Annotated in this window: 16 protein-coding genes; 11 read left to right on the forward strand and 5 right to left on the reverse strand. The window is 42.4% G+C overall.

The window, feature by feature from the left end:
• The first annotated feature begins 73 nt into the window (after positions 1–73).
• Genes carB through WCY03_RS08530 form a run of 11 tightly spaced genes read left to right on the forward strand, consistent with a single transcriptional unit; the run spans position 74 to position 12,051 of the window.
• Positions 74–3,334, forward strand: a complete 3,261-nt coding sequence (carB, locus tag WCY03_RS08480) for a carbamoyl-phosphate synthase large subunit (protein WP_345992031.1) — start codon at positions 74–76, stop codon at positions 3,332–3,334.
• Position 3,335: 1 nt separating this feature from the next.
• On the forward strand, positions 3,336–3,767 hold the full coding sequence (locus tag WCY03_RS08485; protein ID WP_345992033.1) for a hypothetical protein: 432 nt from the start codon (positions 3,336–3,338) through the stop codon (positions 3,765–3,767).
• Positions 3,764–4,219 (forward strand): hypothetical protein, encoded by a 456-nt coding sequence (locus WCY03_RS08490; protein ID WP_345992035.1) that lies wholly within the window; start codon positions 3,764–3,766, stop codon positions 4,217–4,219. Before WCY03_RS08485 ends, WCY03_RS08490 begins: the two co-directional genes overlap by 4 nt.
• Positions 4,203–4,778, forward strand: a complete 576-nt coding sequence (locus WCY03_RS08495; protein ID WP_345992036.1) for a hypothetical protein — start codon at positions 4,203–4,205, stop codon at positions 4,776–4,778. The genes WCY03_RS08490 and WCY03_RS08495 overlap by 17 nt, the downstream gene beginning before the upstream one ends.
• A gap of 2 nt (positions 4,779–4,780) precedes the next feature.
• Complete coding sequence (locus WCY03_RS08500) at positions 4,781–5,959, forward strand: glutathionylspermidine synthase family protein (RefSeq protein WP_345992038.1); 1,179 nt, start codon at positions 4,781–4,783, stop codon at positions 5,957–5,959.
• Positions 5,959–6,468, forward strand: coding sequence for a TlpA disulfide reductase family protein (locus WCY03_RS08505; protein ID WP_345992040.1), 510 nt, complete (start codon positions 5,959–5,961; stop codon positions 6,466–6,468). The genes WCY03_RS08500 and WCY03_RS08505 overlap by 1 nt, the downstream gene beginning before the upstream one ends.
• A gap of 6 nt (positions 6,469–6,474) precedes the next feature.
• A complete protein-coding gene (locus WCY03_RS08510) occupies positions 6,475–7,380 on the forward strand; it encodes a VWA domain-containing protein (RefSeq protein ID WP_345992042.1) in 906 nt (301 codons plus the stop codon).
• Positions 7,377–8,972, forward strand: a complete 1,596-nt coding sequence (locus WCY03_RS08515) for a VWA domain-containing protein (RefSeq protein ID WP_345992044.1) — start codon at positions 7,377–7,379, stop codon at positions 8,970–8,972. The genes WCY03_RS08510 and WCY03_RS08515 overlap by 4 nt, the downstream gene beginning before the upstream one ends.
• On the forward strand, positions 8,953–10,098 hold the full coding sequence (locus WCY03_RS08520) for a hypothetical protein (RefSeq protein WP_345992046.1): 1,146 nt from the start codon (positions 8,953–8,955) through the stop codon (positions 10,096–10,098). The genes WCY03_RS08515 and WCY03_RS08520 overlap by 20 nt, the downstream gene beginning before the upstream one ends.
• A gap of 58 nt (positions 10,099–10,156) precedes the next feature.
• Positions 10,157–10,336, forward strand: a complete 180-nt coding sequence (locus WCY03_RS08525; RefSeq protein WP_345992047.1) for a hypothetical protein — start codon at positions 10,157–10,159, stop codon at positions 10,334–10,336.
• 2 nt (positions 10,337–10,338) lie between these two features.
• Positions 10,339–12,051, forward strand: coding sequence for a lysophospholipid acyltransferase family protein (locus tag WCY03_RS08530; RefSeq protein WP_345992049.1), 1,713 nt, complete (start codon positions 10,339–10,341; stop codon positions 12,049–12,051).
• Between the two features lie 5 nt (positions 12,052–12,056).
• Here WCY03_RS08530 and WCY03_RS08535 read toward each other — a convergent pair whose 3' ends face one another.
• From WCY03_RS08535 to WCY03_RS08555, 5 genes are all read right to left on the reverse strand, one after another.
• Positions 12,057–14,777: an EAL domain-containing protein gene (locus WCY03_RS08535; protein ID WP_345992050.1), complete on the reverse strand. Its 2,721-nt coding sequence runs from the start codon at positions 14,775–14,777 to the stop codon at positions 12,057–12,059.
• A 134-nt stretch (positions 14,778–14,911) separates the two neighbouring features.
• Positions 14,912–15,373 (reverse strand): hypothetical protein, encoded by a 462-nt coding sequence (locus WCY03_RS08540; protein WP_345992052.1) that lies wholly within the window; start codon positions 15,371–15,373, stop codon positions 14,912–14,914.
• Positions 15,373–16,125: a hypothetical protein gene (locus WCY03_RS08545; protein ID WP_345992054.1), complete on the reverse strand. Its 753-nt coding sequence runs from the start codon at positions 16,123–16,125 to the stop codon at positions 15,373–15,375. Before WCY03_RS08545 ends, WCY03_RS08540 begins: the two co-directional genes overlap by 1 nt.
• Positions 16,122–17,219: a 4Fe-4S dicluster domain-containing protein gene (locus WCY03_RS08550; protein ID WP_345992056.1), complete on the reverse strand. Its 1,098-nt coding sequence runs from the start codon at positions 17,217–17,219 to the stop codon at positions 16,122–16,124. The genes WCY03_RS08545 and WCY03_RS08550 overlap by 4 nt, the downstream gene beginning before the upstream one ends.
• Positions 17,216–17,797, reverse strand: coding sequence for a molecular chaperone TorD family protein (locus tag WCY03_RS08555; protein ID WP_345992058.1), 582 nt, complete (start codon positions 17,795–17,797; stop codon positions 17,216–17,218). Before WCY03_RS08555 ends, WCY03_RS08550 begins: the two co-directional genes overlap by 4 nt.
• Positions 17,798–17,853 lie beyond the last annotated feature (56 nt).

A 17,853-nucleotide genomic window follows, 5' to 3' on the forward strand; every position in this document is an offset into this window, starting at 1 on the left:
AAGAATCATCAAATTTTAAGTGCTTTTGCAATATAATAAAAAAATTTTTACATAGACTTTTTAAAGGTTAAAAATGCCAAAACGCACTGATATAAAGACCATACTTCTCATCGGATCAGGCCCGATCATCATTGGGCAAGCCTGCGAGTTCGACTACTCCGGAACCCAAGCGGTAAAAACTCTTAAAGAGCTTGGATACAGGGTCGTCCTTATCAATTCAAATCCGGCGACGATCATGACAGACCCAGAATTTGCCGACAGAACATATATTGAACCGATCAAAGAAGATATCATTGCAGAGATAATCAAAAAAGAAAAGGTTGATGCCATACTTCCGACTATGGGCGGTCAAACAGCGCTCAATGCCGCTATGAGCATGTATGAAAAGGGGATGCTCGAGGGTATAGAATTCCTCGGTGCGAACCCTTCGGCAATCAAAAAAGGCGAAGACCGCCAAGCATTCAAAGAGGCTATGCAAAAACTCGGCATGGACCTTCCTTATTCAAGATACGCTTATAATATCGACGAAGCTATAAGCGCCGCAGAAGAGATAGGATTTCCTATCATCATCCGTGCATCTTTCACCCTTGCCGGCGGGGGAAGCGGTGTCGCTTATAACATAGACGAATTCAAGACTTTAGCAGCCCGCGGACTTGCGGAATCTCCCGTCAACGAAATACTCATAGAAGAGTCTCTTCTTGGTTGGAAAGAGTATGAAATGGAGGTCATTCGTGACCGTGCGGACAACTGTATCATCGTCTGTTCCATCGAAAATTTCGACCCTATGGGTGTGCATACGGGTGACAGCATCACCGTCGCACCCGCACTTACGCTCACTGATAAAGAGTATCAGCGTATGCGTGATGCATCTTTTGCAATTTTAAGAGAGATAGGCGTCGATACGGGCGGAAGCAACGTTCAGTTTTCGGTAAACCCTCAAAGCGGGCGTATGATAGTCATCGAAATGAACCCTCGTGTCTCTCGTTCTTCGGCTCTTGCATCCAAAGCGACGGGCTATCCTATCGCAAAAGTAGCGACGCTTCTGGCTGTCGGATTCACACTTGACGAGATCGAAAACGATATCACGGGAACACCTGCAGCGTTTGAACCAGTCATCGATTACATCGTTACAAAGATTCCTCGTTTCACGTTTGAAAAGTTCCCCGAAGCAGAAAGCACGCTCAGTACAAGCATGAAATCTGTCGGCGAGGTTATGGCGATCGGCCGAACCTTCAAAGAATCCGTTCAAAAAGCACTTTGTTCGCTAGAAACGGGTCTTAGCGGTTTTGACGAAATAAAAGTCGATGATGAAACAATGCTTCATGAGATCCGTCGTCCCAATGCCGATCGCATTCTTTACGTTGCAGAAGCGTTTAGACGCGGTATGAGCGTCGAACAGATATTTGATGCCTGCAATATCGATCCTTGGTTCTTATATCAGATCGAAGAGATAATCAAGTCCGAAAAAGAGATCGCCGATACGATCCTGACGTATGAACCACATTTGAGAAAAGTGAAAAGCGACGGTTTCTCAGATGCCAAGATCGCACAACTGATCCATAAAAACTCTAAGGTAAAAGTAAGTGAAAACGATGTTTACGCTGCTAGAAAAGCCTTGGGAATAAATCTGGAATACAACGAAGTAGACACCTGTGCGGCAGAGTTCGAGGCGCTTACCCCGTATCTTTACTCTACCACAAATATCTCGAAACTGCCGAATGTAAGTCCCCGCCAGAGCAATAAAAAGAAAGTCCTCATCGTCGGCGGCGGACCAAACAGAATCGGTCAGGGTATCGAGTTTGACTACTGCTGTGTCCATGCTGCTTTCGCGCTTAAAGAGATGGATATCGAGACCATCATGTACAACTGTAATCCAGAAACGGTCTCGACCGATTACGATACTTCGGACGTCCTTTACTTCGAGCCGATCGATTTCGAACACGTAAGAGAAGTCATCGATAACGAAAAACCAGACGGGATCATAGTGCATTTCGGCGGACAGACCCCGCTTAAACTTGCAAACGCTCTGACAAACATCGGTGCAAACATCTCCGGAACTCCTGCTTCGGTCATCGACCTTGCCGAGGATAGGGAGAAATTCTCAGAATTCGTTATCAGAAACGGTCTAAAACAGCCCCAAAACGGTCTTGCCCGTACAAAAGAGGAGTCTTATCTCATCGCTCAAAAACTCGGCTACCCAGTTCTTGTCCGCCCGTCATACGTTCTTGGCGGACGCGGTATGCGCATCGTCTACGGTGAAGACGAACTGAGAAAATATATGGATCTTGCTGTATCTGTAAGCAACGACGCTCCCGTACTTATTGACAAATTTCTGGATCAGGCGATAGAACTTGACGTCGATGCTATCTGTGACGGCTTTGAAGTCTATATCGGCTCTGTTATGCAGCATATCGAAGAAGCGGGCATCCACTCCGGAGACAGCGCTTGTTCGCTTCCTCCCGTAACACTTAGCGAAGAGCTGATCAGACAAGTGGAAGAGCAGACAAAAACTATAGCTTTGGGTCTTGGAGTACGCGGACTCATGAACGTTCAGTATGCGATTTATGAGGGTGAGATTTATCTTATCGAAGTAAATCCTCGTGCATCTCGCACCGTACCGTTTGTCAGCAAAGCAACGGGCATACCTTTGGCAAAGGTCGCTACCCGTGTCATGATGGGAGAAACCTTGAGAAGTTCGTTGAAATATTACGATAAATTCGATGTGGTATTCTATGAAAACGGTGTCTTAAAACCGAAACTAAAAAACCATATCGCCGTCAAAGAAGCGGTTTTCCCGTTCAACAAACTTTACGGTGCAGATCTGGTACTGAGTCCTGAGATGAAATCTACGGGCGAGGTCATGGGTATCAGTAAAAACTTCGGTATCAGTTTTGCAAAAGCGCAGCTGGCAGCAGGAAACAAGATCCCTGCAAGCGGAACGGCATTCCTCTCTTTCATAGATATGGATAAAAAACATGCTCCCGAGATCGCAAAAGGTCTTATAGCGCATGGATTTAAGCTTGTAGCAACCCGCGGGACGGCTCAGATCATCAATGAAGCGGGGTTAGAGTGCGAAACGGTTCTAAAGATCTCAGAAGGCCGCCCAAACATAGAAGACAGTATGAAAAACGGAGAGATAACGGTTGCCATTAACACTTCCGACAACAATACGTCTAAAAAAGACGCTATAGTCATCCGTCAGGAAGTCCTGCGCCGCAACATTCCGTACTTCACGACACTGAGCGCTACCCGTGCCATGCTGGCCGCACTCAGCGAGATGAAAAACAACAGCGCCTGGAACGAACCGCAGTCGCTTCAGGATTTTTTATCTTAAAATGTCCGTTCTCTTAGCACAAACAGATACTACTGTCGGATTTTTATCCAATGATGCTAAGAGTCTTGAAAAGTTAAAATCACGTCCTCCAAAAAAGCAGTTCTTAAAGGTCTATCCGTCATTCAAAGAGTTTAAAAAAAACGGTAACAGAGTCCCTCAAAAATATAAGAACCTTGTCAGACGTGCAGAAAAAACCACCTTTATCATCAAAGGCAGGGCTTCTAGGATCGTAAAAGATCCTCTCCATTTAAAGCTTTTAAAAAAATACTCTTGGCTGTACTCAACCTCGGCAAATAAAAGCGGATATGGTTTTGATAAAGAATTCTGCATAACAAAAAGCGATATAATCATAGAGGATCACAGAGGGTTGAAAGAGGAGACGCCGTCTTCTCTTTACAGACTCAATAATGTCAAGTCCAGGAGGTTGAGATGATACGTTTTTTACAAGCTTTGTTAACAGGTGTTTTCTTTACGTTTATCTATGATTTTTTTATCTTTTTGGGAATCTTTCAAAACTATATAAAAAAATATGATATAGACCTTTATTACAACATCCTTTTTGCAGACCATCAAAACTTTTTCATATTTGCTTTATTTACGCTTATGCTCGGCGCGGTAATAGTCTACTTAGACAATATAAAAGTATCTATTATTATAATTTCGACACTGTTTGTTTTATCGCTTTTGCCGCTTGTACCTTCGATCGGCGAAGAGACAGCCAAAACACTGCTGATGCAAAAAAATACGACCCTGCATGTGGGAAAATATACCTACAGCGGAGATCTTTATTATAACGGCAGAAAAGAGGTTTATTTTTTTGATAAAGAGTTGAACAAGATATTGAGATTCAAAAAGGAAGATATAAAAGATGAAGCATATAAATAGTCTGGCAAAAGGCGTCGCACTGGGAAGTGCGGGAATTGTCTTGATGAGCGTTCTGGGAGGCTGTTCTCAAGAACAACAACAGCAAAAAAATAAATTTTTAGTCATCGAACAGCTCACAAACGGTAAATACGTAGTAGTCGAAGAGATACCAACAGATGGTCCCAGCCGTGCCATCATCCGTGAAAAAGATGCAAACGGCAACGTGACCGAGCGTATTATGAGCGAAGCCGAAATGAAAACCCTTGCCCAACAGGAATACGACAAATTTCAACACGGAGGCTCCGAGCTGAACCAAAACAACGGCGGCGAAGGGATGGGACTCGCAGGTACTATTCTCGCAGTCGCCGCAGGAAGTCTGCTGGGAAATATGATCGGTAATGCGCTTTTAAACAACTCGAATTTTCTAAACAAAGCAAACAGCGTAAATCGTTCTGCTTATCACCGTTCAGCAGGAGCATACAGTCCGAACAAAAGCGGTTCTAGCGCAAAAAAAAGCTTTTTTGGATCTAGCAGCAGCGGAAGCTCAAAAAAATATTCCGGCGGATTTTTCGGAGGTTGAAAATGGTAACGCTAAGAGATATAAAACCCCTTGACGACAAATCGCTCGAAGAGATCGGATTTACCTGGCATACAGACAGCGACGGAAGCAAATATATCGCCGACAAACTTGTAGAGATTACGCATGAAGAAGCCGAAGCTTACTATGAAGCGGTCAATGAACTCTACGATATGTACGCAGAAGCTGCCGAGTTTGTCATAGACAATGATCTGTTCTTTGAACTCGGAATCCCGTTTAACTTGATAGAGATGATAAAAAAAAGCTGGGAAAATGATGTTCACTGGCATGTTTATGGGAGATTCGATCTTGCAGGAGGAGTAGGAGGAGATCCGATAAAGCTCATAGAGTTCAACGCGGACACGCCGACATCACTCTTTGAAACCGCCGTACTTCAATGGGCGCTCTTAAAATACAACGATATGAACGAGAATGAGCAGTTCAACAACGTTTACGACGCAGTGCGCGAGAATTTCCGCCGTCTGATAACGCTCTTTGACGATCCAGAGAAGTTTGACGAGCTTTACGACGGATGGAAGATACTTTTCTCATCGGTAGAAGGCAACACCGAAGAGGAGGTCACGACCAGACTTCTTCAGCAGATCGCGACCGACGCGGGATTTGCTACGGCTTTTGAGTTCATCCAAAACGTAAGATTTGGCGATGAGGAGATATGCGACGCCAACGACAATCCTTATGAATACTGGTTTAAACTCTATCCGTTTGAAGATATAGCCCATGATGAGCCGGAGCTTGCCACGATGCTCACAAACATCATGCAAAACCAAAAGGCGATTCTTTTGAATCCGCCTTATACCCTGCTCTTTCAATCAAAAGGGATGATGAAGATACTCTGTGATCTTTTTCCCGATTCACCTTATCTGCTTCGCACCTCTTTTGAACCGCTTGACGTAAAGTGTGTGGAAAAACCTGTGTTCGGACGTGAAGGAGCGAATACGAAGATACTCTCAAAAACCGGCGAAGTGCTAAAAGCCAACGACGGTCCCTACGGCAACTATAAAAAGGTATATCAGGAATACGTCGAGTTTAGCAAAGACGTCCACGGCAACAAATATCAAGCGGGAGTGTTTTTCGCATATGAAGCATGCGGTCTGGGATACAGACGCGGCGGCGATATTTTGGACAATATGAGCAAATTCGTGGGACATGTACTGGTCGGCTGATGAAAAAGCGCAATCTAAACAAGCTTATAAAAGAGGCGGTGATCTTCATCCTTATACTCTTTGTTTTCAGCAATATCGTAAGCTATGTGAGAGCCCCGTCATTTGAGAACAAGAAACTGCCCTCCTTTAGTGCAGTGACTATCGAAGGCAAAAAGTTCGATTCGACGGACACAAAAAATGCGAAACCGATTATGATCCATTTTTGGGCGACATGGTGTCCCACCTGCAAGATGGAAAACTCCACGATAGCTTCGCTCTCCAAGAAGTTCAACGTCATCACAGTAGTGGAAAACTCGGGCGATGATGAAAAGATAAAAGAGTTTTTAAAAGAGAAAAATCTGAAGCTTAACGTCATAAACGACAAGGATTCACATCTGGCTTCACTCTTTAAGATCAGCGGATATCCTACTACCTTCATCTATGACAAAGAGGGAGTGTTAAAATTCAGCGAGGTCGGTTACAGCTCCTATCTGACTCTGTACCTGAAACTTTTATACGCACATAGGTAAAAGACTTTGAGCCATTTTGAGTTTGAGTATCCATACATATTTTTACTGCTCTTACTCATCGTCTGCATCTACAGATGTCCGGCGGCTTTAAAAAAAATCATCTTCCCGCACATATCTCTCTTCTCTCTTAAAACGGGCTGGTTCAACAGAGACAGGCTTCTTTATTCGCTTATATTCGCACTTATGATAAGCGCTCTTGCTTCGCCGATCTCATATGATTCAAAATCATCGCATCAAAGAAAGGGGCGCGACCTGGTATTTGCTCTTGATGCAAGCGGTTCGATGGGCGAGAGCGGATTTGACAAAGAGGACAACAGCCAAAGCAAGTTCGATATTTTAAAGTCGATCATCTCAAAGTTTGTCAATGAGCGCTATGACGACAACGTCGGGGTCACCGTCTTTGGCTCATACGCGTTTTCAAGCGTACCTCTTACATACGATATGAACGCCATCACCTATCTTATCGACTTTTTAGACGTGGGCATAGCAGGAGAGAATACGGCTATCGGCGAAGGCATAGCAAACGCGACACGCATCTTGCAAAAAGGGGAAGCCAAAGAGAAAGTGATAATTCTCGTCACAGACGGTTACCATAACAGCGGCTCCGTCTCGCCAAAAGACGCACTCACCGCAGCGGTCAAAAAAGGCATAAAAATATACACCGTCGGCATCGGCAAAAAAGGAGAGTTCGACAAAGATCTTTTACAGCTCATCGCAGAAAAATCTCATGCAAAGATGTTCAGCGCGGCAGATTCGGTTTCGCTTCAAAAGATCTATGACGAGATCGACAGACTCGAACCGAGCCGCATACGCTCAGAGAATTATCTATACAAACACGCTTTATATCTTTATCCGCTTCTTCTTGCCTCTGTTTTACTGCTTGGCATGCTTTTAAGAAGGCAGGCATCATGAGTTTTCTTTATCCTTGGGTATACGTTGCGCTTATTCCGATCTATCTTCTTTATAAAAAAAGTCTCAATAACTCATATGAGGCTCATTTCTTTGAAGAAAAAAAGACTCAAAAAAGACAGATAAAGTATCTCTACCTCGCATTGGTGCTTATGCTCGCCGCCCTCTCCCGCCCCGTCATAGAAAACTCGTTTACGGACGAGAAATCTGACGCTCAGGAGTACATAATTGCCATCGATGCGTCATACTCTATGCAGGCAGATGATATAAAACCATCCCGCTACGAAGCCGCTAAAGAGGTGATAAAGCAACTGTTCGCACTGCATCCAAAAGACAGGTTCACGATCTTCGCATTTACTTCCAACACGCTGCTTATCTCGCCTCCCACAACAGACAGTGCCATCAGCATTAACGCACTCGACGCGCTCAACCCTTCGTTCATACTTACAAAAAGCACCGATCTCAAACAGATGTTTCAGACAATAGCAAAAGTATCGCGCGCGAAGAAAAAGCTCATCGTCTTCAGCGACGGCGGCGACGAAAAAGATTTGAAAATACTCACAAACATCTGCAAAAAAAGCTCCATTATCCCTTACATCGTAGCGTCCGCATCGAAAAACGGAACTGCCCTTAAAAAAGACGGCAGATACATAAAAGACCAGTACAGCTCACTTGTCATCTCGCGCATTAATCCTATACTCGAAGAACTGGCGGCAAAAAGCGGCGGTAAATATTACGAGCTTGGCTCATCGGGCGTTGTCCAAGAACTCTCAGACGATATATCTTCACGCCAAAAAAGCTCGATGAACGAAACCGTGAAAGTAAAAAGCTACAAAGAACTTTTTTATATCCCCCTTCTTTTGGCGGTGCTGTTTTTCTTTGCCGGCGTTACGAAAATCCATCAGCTTTACGTATTTGTACCTTTGCTGCTGCTACCCGATCTCTCTCATGCCGGAGTACTGGATTTTTATCACCTAAAAAAAGCGGATGAGAGCTTTAAACGGCAGAAATATCTCGATTCGGCAAAAGAGTTCGAGAAAGTGACTCCAAGCGTAAAAAGCTACTATAATACGGCAACGGCATATTATAAAGCGGGACATTATAAAAAAGCGCTGCAATATTTCGATATGATACAAACGACCTCCAAAGAGATCAAACAAAAGATACTCTACGATATGGCAGGGTGCGCGGTAAAGCTCAAAAAATACGACAGAGCCGAAATCTATTACCAGCAGGCTTTGGCTCTTGGAAAAGACGAAGACGCTCTTTACAATCTCACGCTCCTGCAAAAGCTCAACCTCAAAACTGGCGTGAACATATCCGATATGCTTCCGCCGAAAAATGCGCAGACAAAAAAGAACAGCACCAAAAAAACAGGCAGTAAAAAGGATGAAAACAAAGAGGGCGGCGGTAAAAGCAACTCGAATCAGCAGGCAGATCAGAGCAGCGAGGGTGCAGGCGACGCAAAAAAAGGCGATATGAAAAAAGCCGAGAAAAGTGAAGTAAAACAGATCCAAAAGAACAAATACAAGATGGGGTACCGCTCCTACGAAATGATAAACAAAGGATATACGGATGAAAAAGAACCTTGGTAAGATAGTAGTTCTGTTACTTTTTGCAATTGCCCTGTCGGCACGCTCTGACCTTGCCGATTACGGTTTTCATATCGACAAGAAAACGATCTATACAAAAGAGGCGGTAGAAGTGACTTTCACCGCAACGCAAAAAGATCAAAAAGACGCGATGTTCTTCATTCTCAATCCAAAACCGAGCTCAAAATATAAGATAGAACTTTTGACCCAAGAAAGCAAAAAACTCTCTTATCATAACTACGCGGCGACTTTCAGGTTTGTGGTGTTTCCTCTTGTTAGCGGAGACATCGACGTTGATTTTGATTTTATCATCAAGGTGGCGAGCGACGATGTCATGGCACAGATATATACGGGAGATTACTCCAGGGTCAAATGGGTCGAGATGCCGAGTATTCCGGTAAAAATACCGCCGCTTCGCCTGCATGTAAAACCTTTAAAAGAGAAAGTTGATCTCGTGGGAGATTTTAAAATCGATTCGCACCTGCAGGCTTCACAGACAAATCAATACGGCGCAGCAAATATATCCTACGTGCTAAGCGGCACCGGTTATGTCAATGACGACTTGAAACTGCTTGAAAATGTCTCCGGCGCGACTATTTTTTCGGATATCAAAGACGAAATATCCAAATACACCGCACAAGGACTAAAAATCAAACGCGATTTTTCTTATGCCCTTATCGCTCAAAAAGATTTTGTTATCCCTGCACTCACACTTAAAGCATATTCGCCTACAAAAAATAAATATTATACGCTAAGCACCCAGGCTTACCCCATAAAGATCACGTCCATAAACCCCGATACACTTGTAGACGATAAAGATTTCCCAAAAGAAAACGGGTACGACCTTAGCACATTGAAAAATATCTTCATCGCAATCATCATCTTTCTGGCAGGATTCATTACGGCTAGACTCAGTTCAGAATTCAAATTTAAGAAAGTGACGAAAAAGCACCGCTTTAGAGATATAAAAGATGCAAAAAGTCCAAAAGAGCTTATTATCGTTTTACTGCAGAACTATAAAAATAGAGATATACAGGAGTATATAAACGAACTCGAACGCTTGGAGTACAAATCTTCTCAAAGAAGTTTCAATGCAATAAAAGAGGAGATATTAAAAAAATTTATGTAACCAATCTGAGACAGTTGTGTATTACCATCTCACTAACGATTTAACGTGAGGTGACAATATGGAACTAAAGATACAAAAGCTGCAGCAGCGCCTTGTAAAGTACTACTTTATAGCGCAGGAAAATGTATGTATTATCATAGATGAAGAGTATGATTTCATTGAAAACTGCTTTACGGACGCCAACATGAACGTAGAAGATGTGGCAAAAGCGCTCATCGATATCTATATGGTGGCGTAACTATGCAGGTATCGGTAGAGAATTATTTACAACACAACTACAGCGGCTACAACAAGCTTCCCTCTCTTTTAAAAAACTTATCGTCTGCCATTTTGAAAAAGCTTTTCCATGAGAACGAGATAAACAGCTTTTTGGCAAAAAACCGTCACAAAGACTCTTTCGGTTTCGTCGAAGCTGTTTTGGATCATTTCAATGTCGATATAACCATCCATAAAAACCAGCTGCAGCGCATACCCTCTTACGGAAGATGTGTCGTTATCGCGAACCATCCGCTGGGAGCGCTCGATGCACTTGCTCTTTTATACGTATTAAAGGACGTAAGAAAAGATATCAAGATCGTCGCAACAACCTTTTTGGCTTCTATCGAAAATCTCGGCGAACTCATCATCCCCGTCGACAACATACGCGGAAAGATGGAAAAGAGTTCTCTTGAGAAGATGTATGACGCTCTGAAAAAAGAGCAGCTCATCATAGTGTTTCCCTCAGGCGAAGTAAGCCGCGCACGCGTAAACGGCATCAAAGACACGAAATGGAGAAGCGGATTTTTGCGTATCGCTTCAAAGATGCAGGCCCCTATCCTGCCTATCTATATCAATGCCAAAAACAGCAAGTTTTTCTACACCCTTTCAAGCCTGAACAAATCTCTGGCAACCATCACTCTTCCAAACGAGATGTTCAAGTTCTACGGGAAAAAGATAGAGTTCAAGATAGGAAAATCGATCCCTTACGAGAACTACAATATCCCCGCCCTTTCCACAAAAGATACGGTTAAGCTCTTTAAAAAACACCTCGAGCGTCTGGCGACGAACAAATCATGCCTCTTTAAGACGCAAAACGAGATAGCACTTGCAGAAAACCATCAGGAGCTCAAAAATGAACTTCTCAAGGCAAAAGCATTGGGCGAGACCAAAGACGGCAAAAAAATATTCCAGTATTCATCGACGGAAGAAACATCCGTTTTAAAAGAGATAGGAAGATTAAGAGAGATAAGTTTTCGTCATGTCAAAGAGGGAAGCGGCAAAAAAAGGGACATCGACGAATACGATCTGATCTATGAGCATATAGTCCTTTGGGATGACAACGATCTGGAAATCGTCGGTTCATACAGAGTTGCAAAGACAAAAGAGGTACTGGAAAAATACTCCAAAGAGGGATTGTATACGGCTACCTTGTTTGATTATCAGGAGAGTTTTCAGGAGTATTTTGCCCAAGGGTTGGAGCTCGGACGCAGTTTCATCCAGCCAAAATATCAAAACTCAAGAGCACTTGACTACCTCTGGCAGGGGATCGGGGCATACTTGCGGGAAAATGCGAACATACGATATATGTTCGGCCCCGTAAGCATCTCAAAATCTTATAACTATGAATCAACGGCTATGATGATCTATTTTTATATGAACTATTTCGGTTCGGACATCTTGTATGTAAAACATAAAGAGCGTTTCATCATCTCATCACAGCTGGAATCCGAATTTGAAAAGATATTTGAGCTGGACAACTACAAAAAAGACCTCATAACGCTCAGAGACAGACTTCAGCTTCAGGGGCTTGCGATTCCGACGCTATACAAACAGTACAGCGACCTGTGTGAAGACGGCGGCGTGATGTTTACGGATTTCGGACTGGATAAGGATTTTGAAGATTGTGTCGACGGTTTTATCATCGTCGACATCACAAAACTAAAAGCGCATAAAAGAGAGCGGTACATGGGCTAGAGTGTTTAAAAAACACTCTGATTATCTCTTCTATGATCCGCTTTCATAAACTTTTCAAACTCTTCGGGACTTAAAGGCTCGCTGTAATAATACCCCTGTACTTCGTCACAGCCCTGTTCTCGGAGGTATTGCAGCTGTTCGGCCGTCTCAACACCTTCAGCAATAGTTCGTATCCCTAGTCTGTTAGACATGTTGATAATAGCGCTTACTATCGCCTTGTCATCGGGATCCGTCCAAATATCATGGATAAAGGATTGGTCTATCTTCAATTTTGAGACTTTTAGTTTTTTAAGATAGCTCAAAGAGGAATAGCCTGTTCCAAAATCGTCTATCGACATACGTATCCCCTGTTCATGAAGATTATCCATAACATCGTACGAATGCATCGCAACGGCTTCGGTCAGCTCCAGTTCCAGACATTCCGGCGGCAATCCGATCTCATCGAGTATAGTAGTGACTTTTTGGACAAAGTTCATCTGACGAAACTGGATCGAGGAGATATTTACCGCCATAATAAACGACGTAGGATCCTTTTGCTGCCATTTTTTTGCCTGAACGATCGCTTCTTTAAGTACCCACTCGCCTATGGAGAGTATTTTGCCGCTCTCTTCTGCCAGCGGAATAAACTCTGCAGGCTCTATATTTCCAAATTCCGGATGTTTCCATCTTAAGAGAGCTTCGGCACCTATGACGCATCCTTTTGTCATAGAGAACTGCGGCTGATATACCAGAGAGAGTTCGTTATTGTCTATCGCATGATGAAGGGCATTGCTAAGCTGCAGATTTCTCGAGAAATCCTTTTGCAGTATGTTCGTATAAAAATAATATTTGTTGCGCCCCTCTTTTTTTGCCATATACATCGCTGCATCCGCATTTTTGGCAAGAGTTTCCTGATCAAGGCCGTCTTGCGGATAGATAGCGATACCGATAGATGCCGTAACCATCAGCTCGTGGCTATCGATCTTGAAAGGTTTGTCGATAACAAGAAGCAGTTTATCTGCCACTTTTTGAACACCGTTCATATCGGTTTTAGGCAGCAGAAAAATGAATTCGTCGCCTCCAAGTCTTGCCACGGTATCCACATCGCGTAAAACAGATTCGAAACGTTTGGCCATCTCAACCAACAGGTTATCGCCGACACTATGCCCGAGAGTATCGTTTATATCTTTAAAATGGTCGAGATCAAGGAACATTATCGCAAAATGTTCGTTATTTCTTTTTGCCGTATTGATAACGTATTGTGTCAGCTCTTCCAGTTGAAGCCTGTTTGGAAGCCCTGTAAGCGAATCAAAGTTTGCAAGACGATGTATCCGTTCTTGAGAATATTTTTTTTCTGTTATATCTTCTTTGATTATTATGTAGTGATATACTTTTTTATCCATTTGAAAGATCGGCGATGCTTTTACGAACTCTGTATGCTCTACTTTGTCTTTATCCCAATTTATTATCTCTCCTTCCCACTGTTTTCCCAAAGAAAGGGCATGCATCATATCCTCATAGCCGTTCTTTTGTGATTCACAGTCTTGAAAAGAGCAGAGATTTTTACCGATCGTATCCTCTCTGGAATGTCCCGTACATTTTAAGAAAGCAAGATTCACATATTCGATATCTCCCTTTGTATCCGTAATGACGATACTGTTTGGACTCTGTTCGATGGCTTTTGAGAGTTTGAGCAGTTCATCGGCTTGAGATAAAAGAAGATATCTGCTTTTAATAAGCGACAAGATGATAAAAAGTAAAAAGAAGTATATCGTCAATCCTATTATCGTCATCATCAGCGGATAATAATTGTTTACGGATATATCGAACTGTCTTGTACTGGAAAGGTGAATGATCCACGTACGGTTATCGATCTTCATCTTTTTCTCTACATTGTATTTTGAAATATATGAAGAGGGAGTAAAAGATCTGTACAACAGATGTTCTTCAGACAGATCGCTGCCGTCGTATATCTCAAAATTCAAAACCGATTTTTCCAAGACCAGCTTATCCATAAGATCGTTCATACGAAAAGCGCTGTAGACAAAACCTATCAAAGCTTTTCTGCGCTCTTCGACGCTGTCTGTCTTGGTATGTTTTTTATACAAAGGCAGATACATTAGCATTCCTGGTTGAACATCGGAATCTATCTCCTGAACAAGCGTTACCTTGCCAGAGATAGAAGGAAGCCCCGTATCTCTTGCCGTCTGCATCGCTTGACGGCGTACGGGTTCTGAATACATGTCGTATCCGATAGCTTGTATATTGCGTATATCCAGCGGCTCCAGATATAAGATAGCGCTGTATTTTGCCCTCTTTCCCTGAGGCTTGACGGTAAAAGATTTAAAGCCTTCCTGACGCATCTTTTCTTCCGTTGGAGCAACCTGCTCAGGAGTAAGCATAACCGAGTACCCTATTCCCTGAATACCGGGATAGTTGGTTTTGAGATCCAAAGAATCGACAAAATCATGCCATTCTTGTTTGCTGACGTCTTCGCTTCCGCGGAAAAATCCTATTCCGCTTTGCAGAACGCTCTTGTAACTGGACATCCGTTTTTCAATACGGTCCATGTTCTCAAGAACATTGGTCTCGAACTTATCTTTAATGAGATTATCGTAGTAGTTTTTTGAAGCGAACCAGACGACTAGAGAGAAAATGATGGATAAAACGATAATGATTAAAACCGTTATCTTATTATAAACAAAACTTTTTTTAAAAAATCTAAATAGATCGAAATATTTGAACATATGTTTCGGTTCCGCTAAATGATATATATACTTACATTCTACCGAAAAAAAAATTTTTATAGATTATTTCACGGCAAAAATTTGCTTTTATTATGAAGAGTGTGGATTCCGGAGATATTTCCGGAACTTTTAATTCATGTAAAGAACTCGGTAAATACTTTGTCAAGATATTTTTTAGTACTTTGCGCTTTTGCTATTTTTTTGTCGAAGATCGGCTTTGTAGAAGGGAACCGTTCAGAATACTCACGATAAAGATCGCATTTCATATCCATATTTTTAACGAACTGATCCATAACAAGCCTCATATCGTCAGGGTTTGAAACCCATTTCATAAAGTTTTGGAACATTCTTTCTCTGATGTCAAGCGCAAAATGCTCATCCAGCTCTGCTGCCATCGCTTTGAGATCCCATCTTGAAAAATAAACACCGCTCTTTGCAGGAGGCATCACCTCTTTGTACATAGCCACAAGATAATCGGGATAATCCTCACGGCTTTCGTCAGTTACACAGCTATCGTCAACACAGCTTTCTTGCTGCATATTTTTTTGAAGTGCCTCAAACTCGTTTCTCAGTTCATTTAGATCTTTAATATCCATTATTTTATATCCTCAATTAAATGTATTGTAAAAAAATCCAGCAGATTATCAAACCCTCTATAGCCTTCAAAGCTTTTCAGATTTGAAAAGCTTTTTGAATCTTTTAGATCAAGGTTCATCGCTGAAGGCTTTGCTACGGCCGATGATATATCATCGGTCGTCGTATCTATGAGCATATCATATCCGCTGAAATCGATTCCGTTAGGTGAAAGATAGTTTATATCTATGTCCATATGCAGGTCCCGGCTCATTGCCAGAAGCTTCTCTATCTCTTTGTCGTAAAAAGAAACTTCGCAATCTTTTAGCAACAGTGCCAGTCCGCGTGCGAGCGGCTCATCGCCTATGATTGCTATCTTTTTTATGTTTTTATGCGCTTTTATAAACTCTTTTACGACATCGGCAGATATAAAATAACCGCGAAGGGTCTGCCCCTCTCTTTTTACAAAATCACACCCGCCGCTTTTCTTTACCGTCTCTGAGGAGTCGTCAAGCAGATCGAGTATCTCTTTTTGATATTCGAGGCTGAGCACGGCACCGTTGACATGCGATTTTTTCATATTCGCAAGAGTAAAATAAAAATCGTCTTCTCTGATGTTCATCGGTATCATCATTCCATCTATACTTTGCTCTTTTAACGCTTTATTAAAGTTGTGGCTGAGCCTGTTTTGCGATGCGGACACTGCAATATAACCGTATAAAATGGTCTCTTTTCCTATTCTGTCGTCAAGGTTCATACTGTTTTCTTCGTTCATCTGACTCCCCATAGTTCTCTAGCTTCTTCCTCTTCGGTCATACATCTGTTACACAAGATCTCTCCGCCTCTGTAGGCAAAAGGGGTGTTGCATTCGTTGCATCTTTTCATATCGAACCTAATAAGCTCTTCCGCTTTCGGCTCAAAAAAGTTTTTAAGATTAAACGTCTGTTTAAGCATTAATGAGCCGGGCTCACAGACGTCATGACAGCTTTGACACTTTACACAAGCGAGCGGATTAAAGGCGATAAAAGAACCTTTTATATCTGAACTGAGCGCTCCGGTAGGACAGATCCTGTAACACATCTGGCAGTTCGTACACGTTTGTGCATCAAGCTCTTTTTGAGAGATAAAAGAGATATCTTTGGCGCTGATAATATGAAATTCTTGAGGAACGTCCGCACGTTTTAACGCCATTAAAAGCAGACTTCTTCTATCAGGCACTTTTTTCTGTTTTATTTTGACGATATCGGCTGTGGTGACATTATGTAACTTTATTTCGTCGTCCCCTTCGTCCACTCTGTTTAAAAACTGCTGTTTTATCTGTGAAACGCGCTTTACAGAGTCTTTTGTAAGCAGATCGCGTCTTGATATCGCCTTTGTTTCCTCCTCAAGCGTGTAAGAAAGCGTTTTGACATGCAGACGTTTTGTCTGCATCATCGCCTCAAGCAAGAAGTTCGCCTCCTCTGCTCTGTCCTTTATGATCTGCAGATTGGTCTTTGCGATCGCGCATTCCGCACACGGTCCGATATCAAGAGTTATCTCCTCTTTACTAAAAAGTGAGAGACTGAGAAGTTCATCTGCGCTGAATGCGGCAATACACGGAAGCTCGCTTTTACAGGTCAGTACCTCTTTGTCCTCTTCTAAGAACTTAAATATATAGTTGATAGGGTTAAAATCGTCCAAAGTATACGCTGCAGTCGGACAAGCGGCACCACAGCCGCCGCAGCCCACACATTCGCTGGGAATAAAAGAGACTACATTGTCCTGTACCTTTATGGTATCTACCGGACAAGCACTCACGCAGCTTTCACATGCCGAGAGCTTATTGCTGGTATGGACACATTTGGAGATATCTAATGAAAGCAAACTCATGCGTTATAGTCGTATCCGTTATTTTTCAATGCGGTGAGATATTCAAAATCACTCATCATGAATTCCAAAGCCAGTTCCGCCGCATCGAAATAAAATGCGGTACCCGCTTCAGATTTTACGTTAAGCAAAAACATCGGAGCCCATTCGAGAATATGCTCTTTTAAGAAGTTGTATTCTATCTCCGCTATCTCCGCGGCAATCTTGAACTCGCCGTCTTCAATTGCTTTGTATTCCGCTTCGCAAAGCTTATACATGAATTCAAGTTCCACCCCGATATGATCCGCACTCATAACGCGTGCTTTATCAAGTTCGACTCTAAAGTCAAAATCATTATAAAGAACCTGAACCGGATTGTCTCCGCCTGTTTCCATCATCTGATCCTCTCTGAGATAAAACGATTCATAAGGAACTAAATGAAGTAAAAAAAGGTTAGTAAAATCAACATTTAAATATTTTTCAATCAAGTCTTTAGAATTTAATTCTTTACGTTTTCCCCAGTCTTTAAACGACGGAAAAAAAGATAATATATTTTCATCTTCGACTATTGATTTTAGCAACGTTTCATCGATTTCATTCATTAATATACGAGATATAAGAGCATACAGGTTAACGCGTGATAATTGTTCGGTTTTAA

The sequence above is a fragment of the Sulfurimonas sp. HSL-1716 genome (genome assembly GCF_039645975.1).
GTDB lineage: Bacteria > Campylobacterota > Campylobacteria > Campylobacterales > Sulfurimonadaceae > Hydrocurvibacter > Hydrocurvibacter sulfurireducens.

What these genes read in the sequence shown, in the direction of transcription:
- carB (WP_345992031.1), top strand. Translation starts at nt 74, where the DNA reads ATGCCAAAACGCACTGATATAAAGACCATACTTCTCATCGGATCAGGC.
- WCY03_RS08485 (WP_345992033.1), top strand. Translation starts at nt 3,336, where the DNA reads ATGTCCGTTCTCTTAGCACAAACAGATACTACTGTCGGATTTTTATCC.
- WCY03_RS08490 (WP_345992035.1), top strand. Translation starts at nt 3,764, where the DNA reads ATGATACGTTTTTTACAAGCTTTGTTAACAGGTGTTTTCTTTACGTTT.
- WCY03_RS08495 (WP_345992036.1), top strand. Translation starts at nt 4,203, where the DNA reads ATGAAGCATATAAATAGTCTGGCAAAAGGCGTCGCACTGGGAAGTGCG.
- WCY03_RS08500 (WP_345992038.1), top strand. Translation starts at nt 4,781, where the DNA reads ATGGTAACGCTAAGAGATATAAAACCCCTTGACGACAAATCGCTCGAA.
- WCY03_RS08505 (WP_345992040.1), top strand. Translation starts at nt 5,959, where the DNA reads ATGAAAAAGCGCAATCTAAACAAGCTTATAAAAGAGGCGGTGATCTTC.
- WCY03_RS08515 (WP_345992044.1), top strand. Translation starts at nt 7,377, where the DNA reads ATGAGTTTTCTTTATCCTTGGGTATACGTTGCGCTTATTCCGATCTAT.
- WCY03_RS08520 (WP_345992046.1), top strand. Translation starts at nt 8,953, where the DNA reads ATGAAAAAGAACCTTGGTAAGATAGTAGTTCTGTTACTTTTTGCAATT.
- WCY03_RS08525 (WP_345992047.1), top strand. Translation starts at nt 10,157, where the DNA reads ATGGAACTAAAGATACAAAAGCTGCAGCAGCGCCTTGTAAAGTACTAC.
- WCY03_RS08530 (WP_345992049.1), top strand. Translation starts at nt 10,339, where the DNA reads ATGCAGGTATCGGTAGAGAATTATTTACAACACAACTACAGCGGCTAC.
- WCY03_RS08535 (WP_345992050.1), bottom strand. Translation starts at nt 14,777, where the DNA reads ATGTTCAAATATTTCGATCTATTTAGATTTTTTAAAAAAAGTTTTGTT.
- WCY03_RS08540 (WP_345992052.1), bottom strand. Translation starts at nt 15,373, where the DNA reads ATGGATATTAAAGATCTAAATGAACTGAGAAACGAGTTTGAGGCACTT.
- WCY03_RS08545 (WP_345992054.1), bottom strand. Translation starts at nt 16,125, where the DNA reads ATGAACGAAGAAAACAGTATGAACCTTGACGACAGAATAGGAAAAGAG.
- WCY03_RS08550 (WP_345992056.1), bottom strand. Translation starts at nt 17,219, where the DNA reads ATGAGTTTGCTTTCATTAGATATCTCCAAATGTGTCCATACCAGCAAT.
- WCY03_RS08555 (WP_345992058.1), bottom strand. Translation starts at nt 17,797, where the DNA reads ATGAATGAAATCGATGAAACGTTGCTAAAATCAATAGTCGAAGATGAA.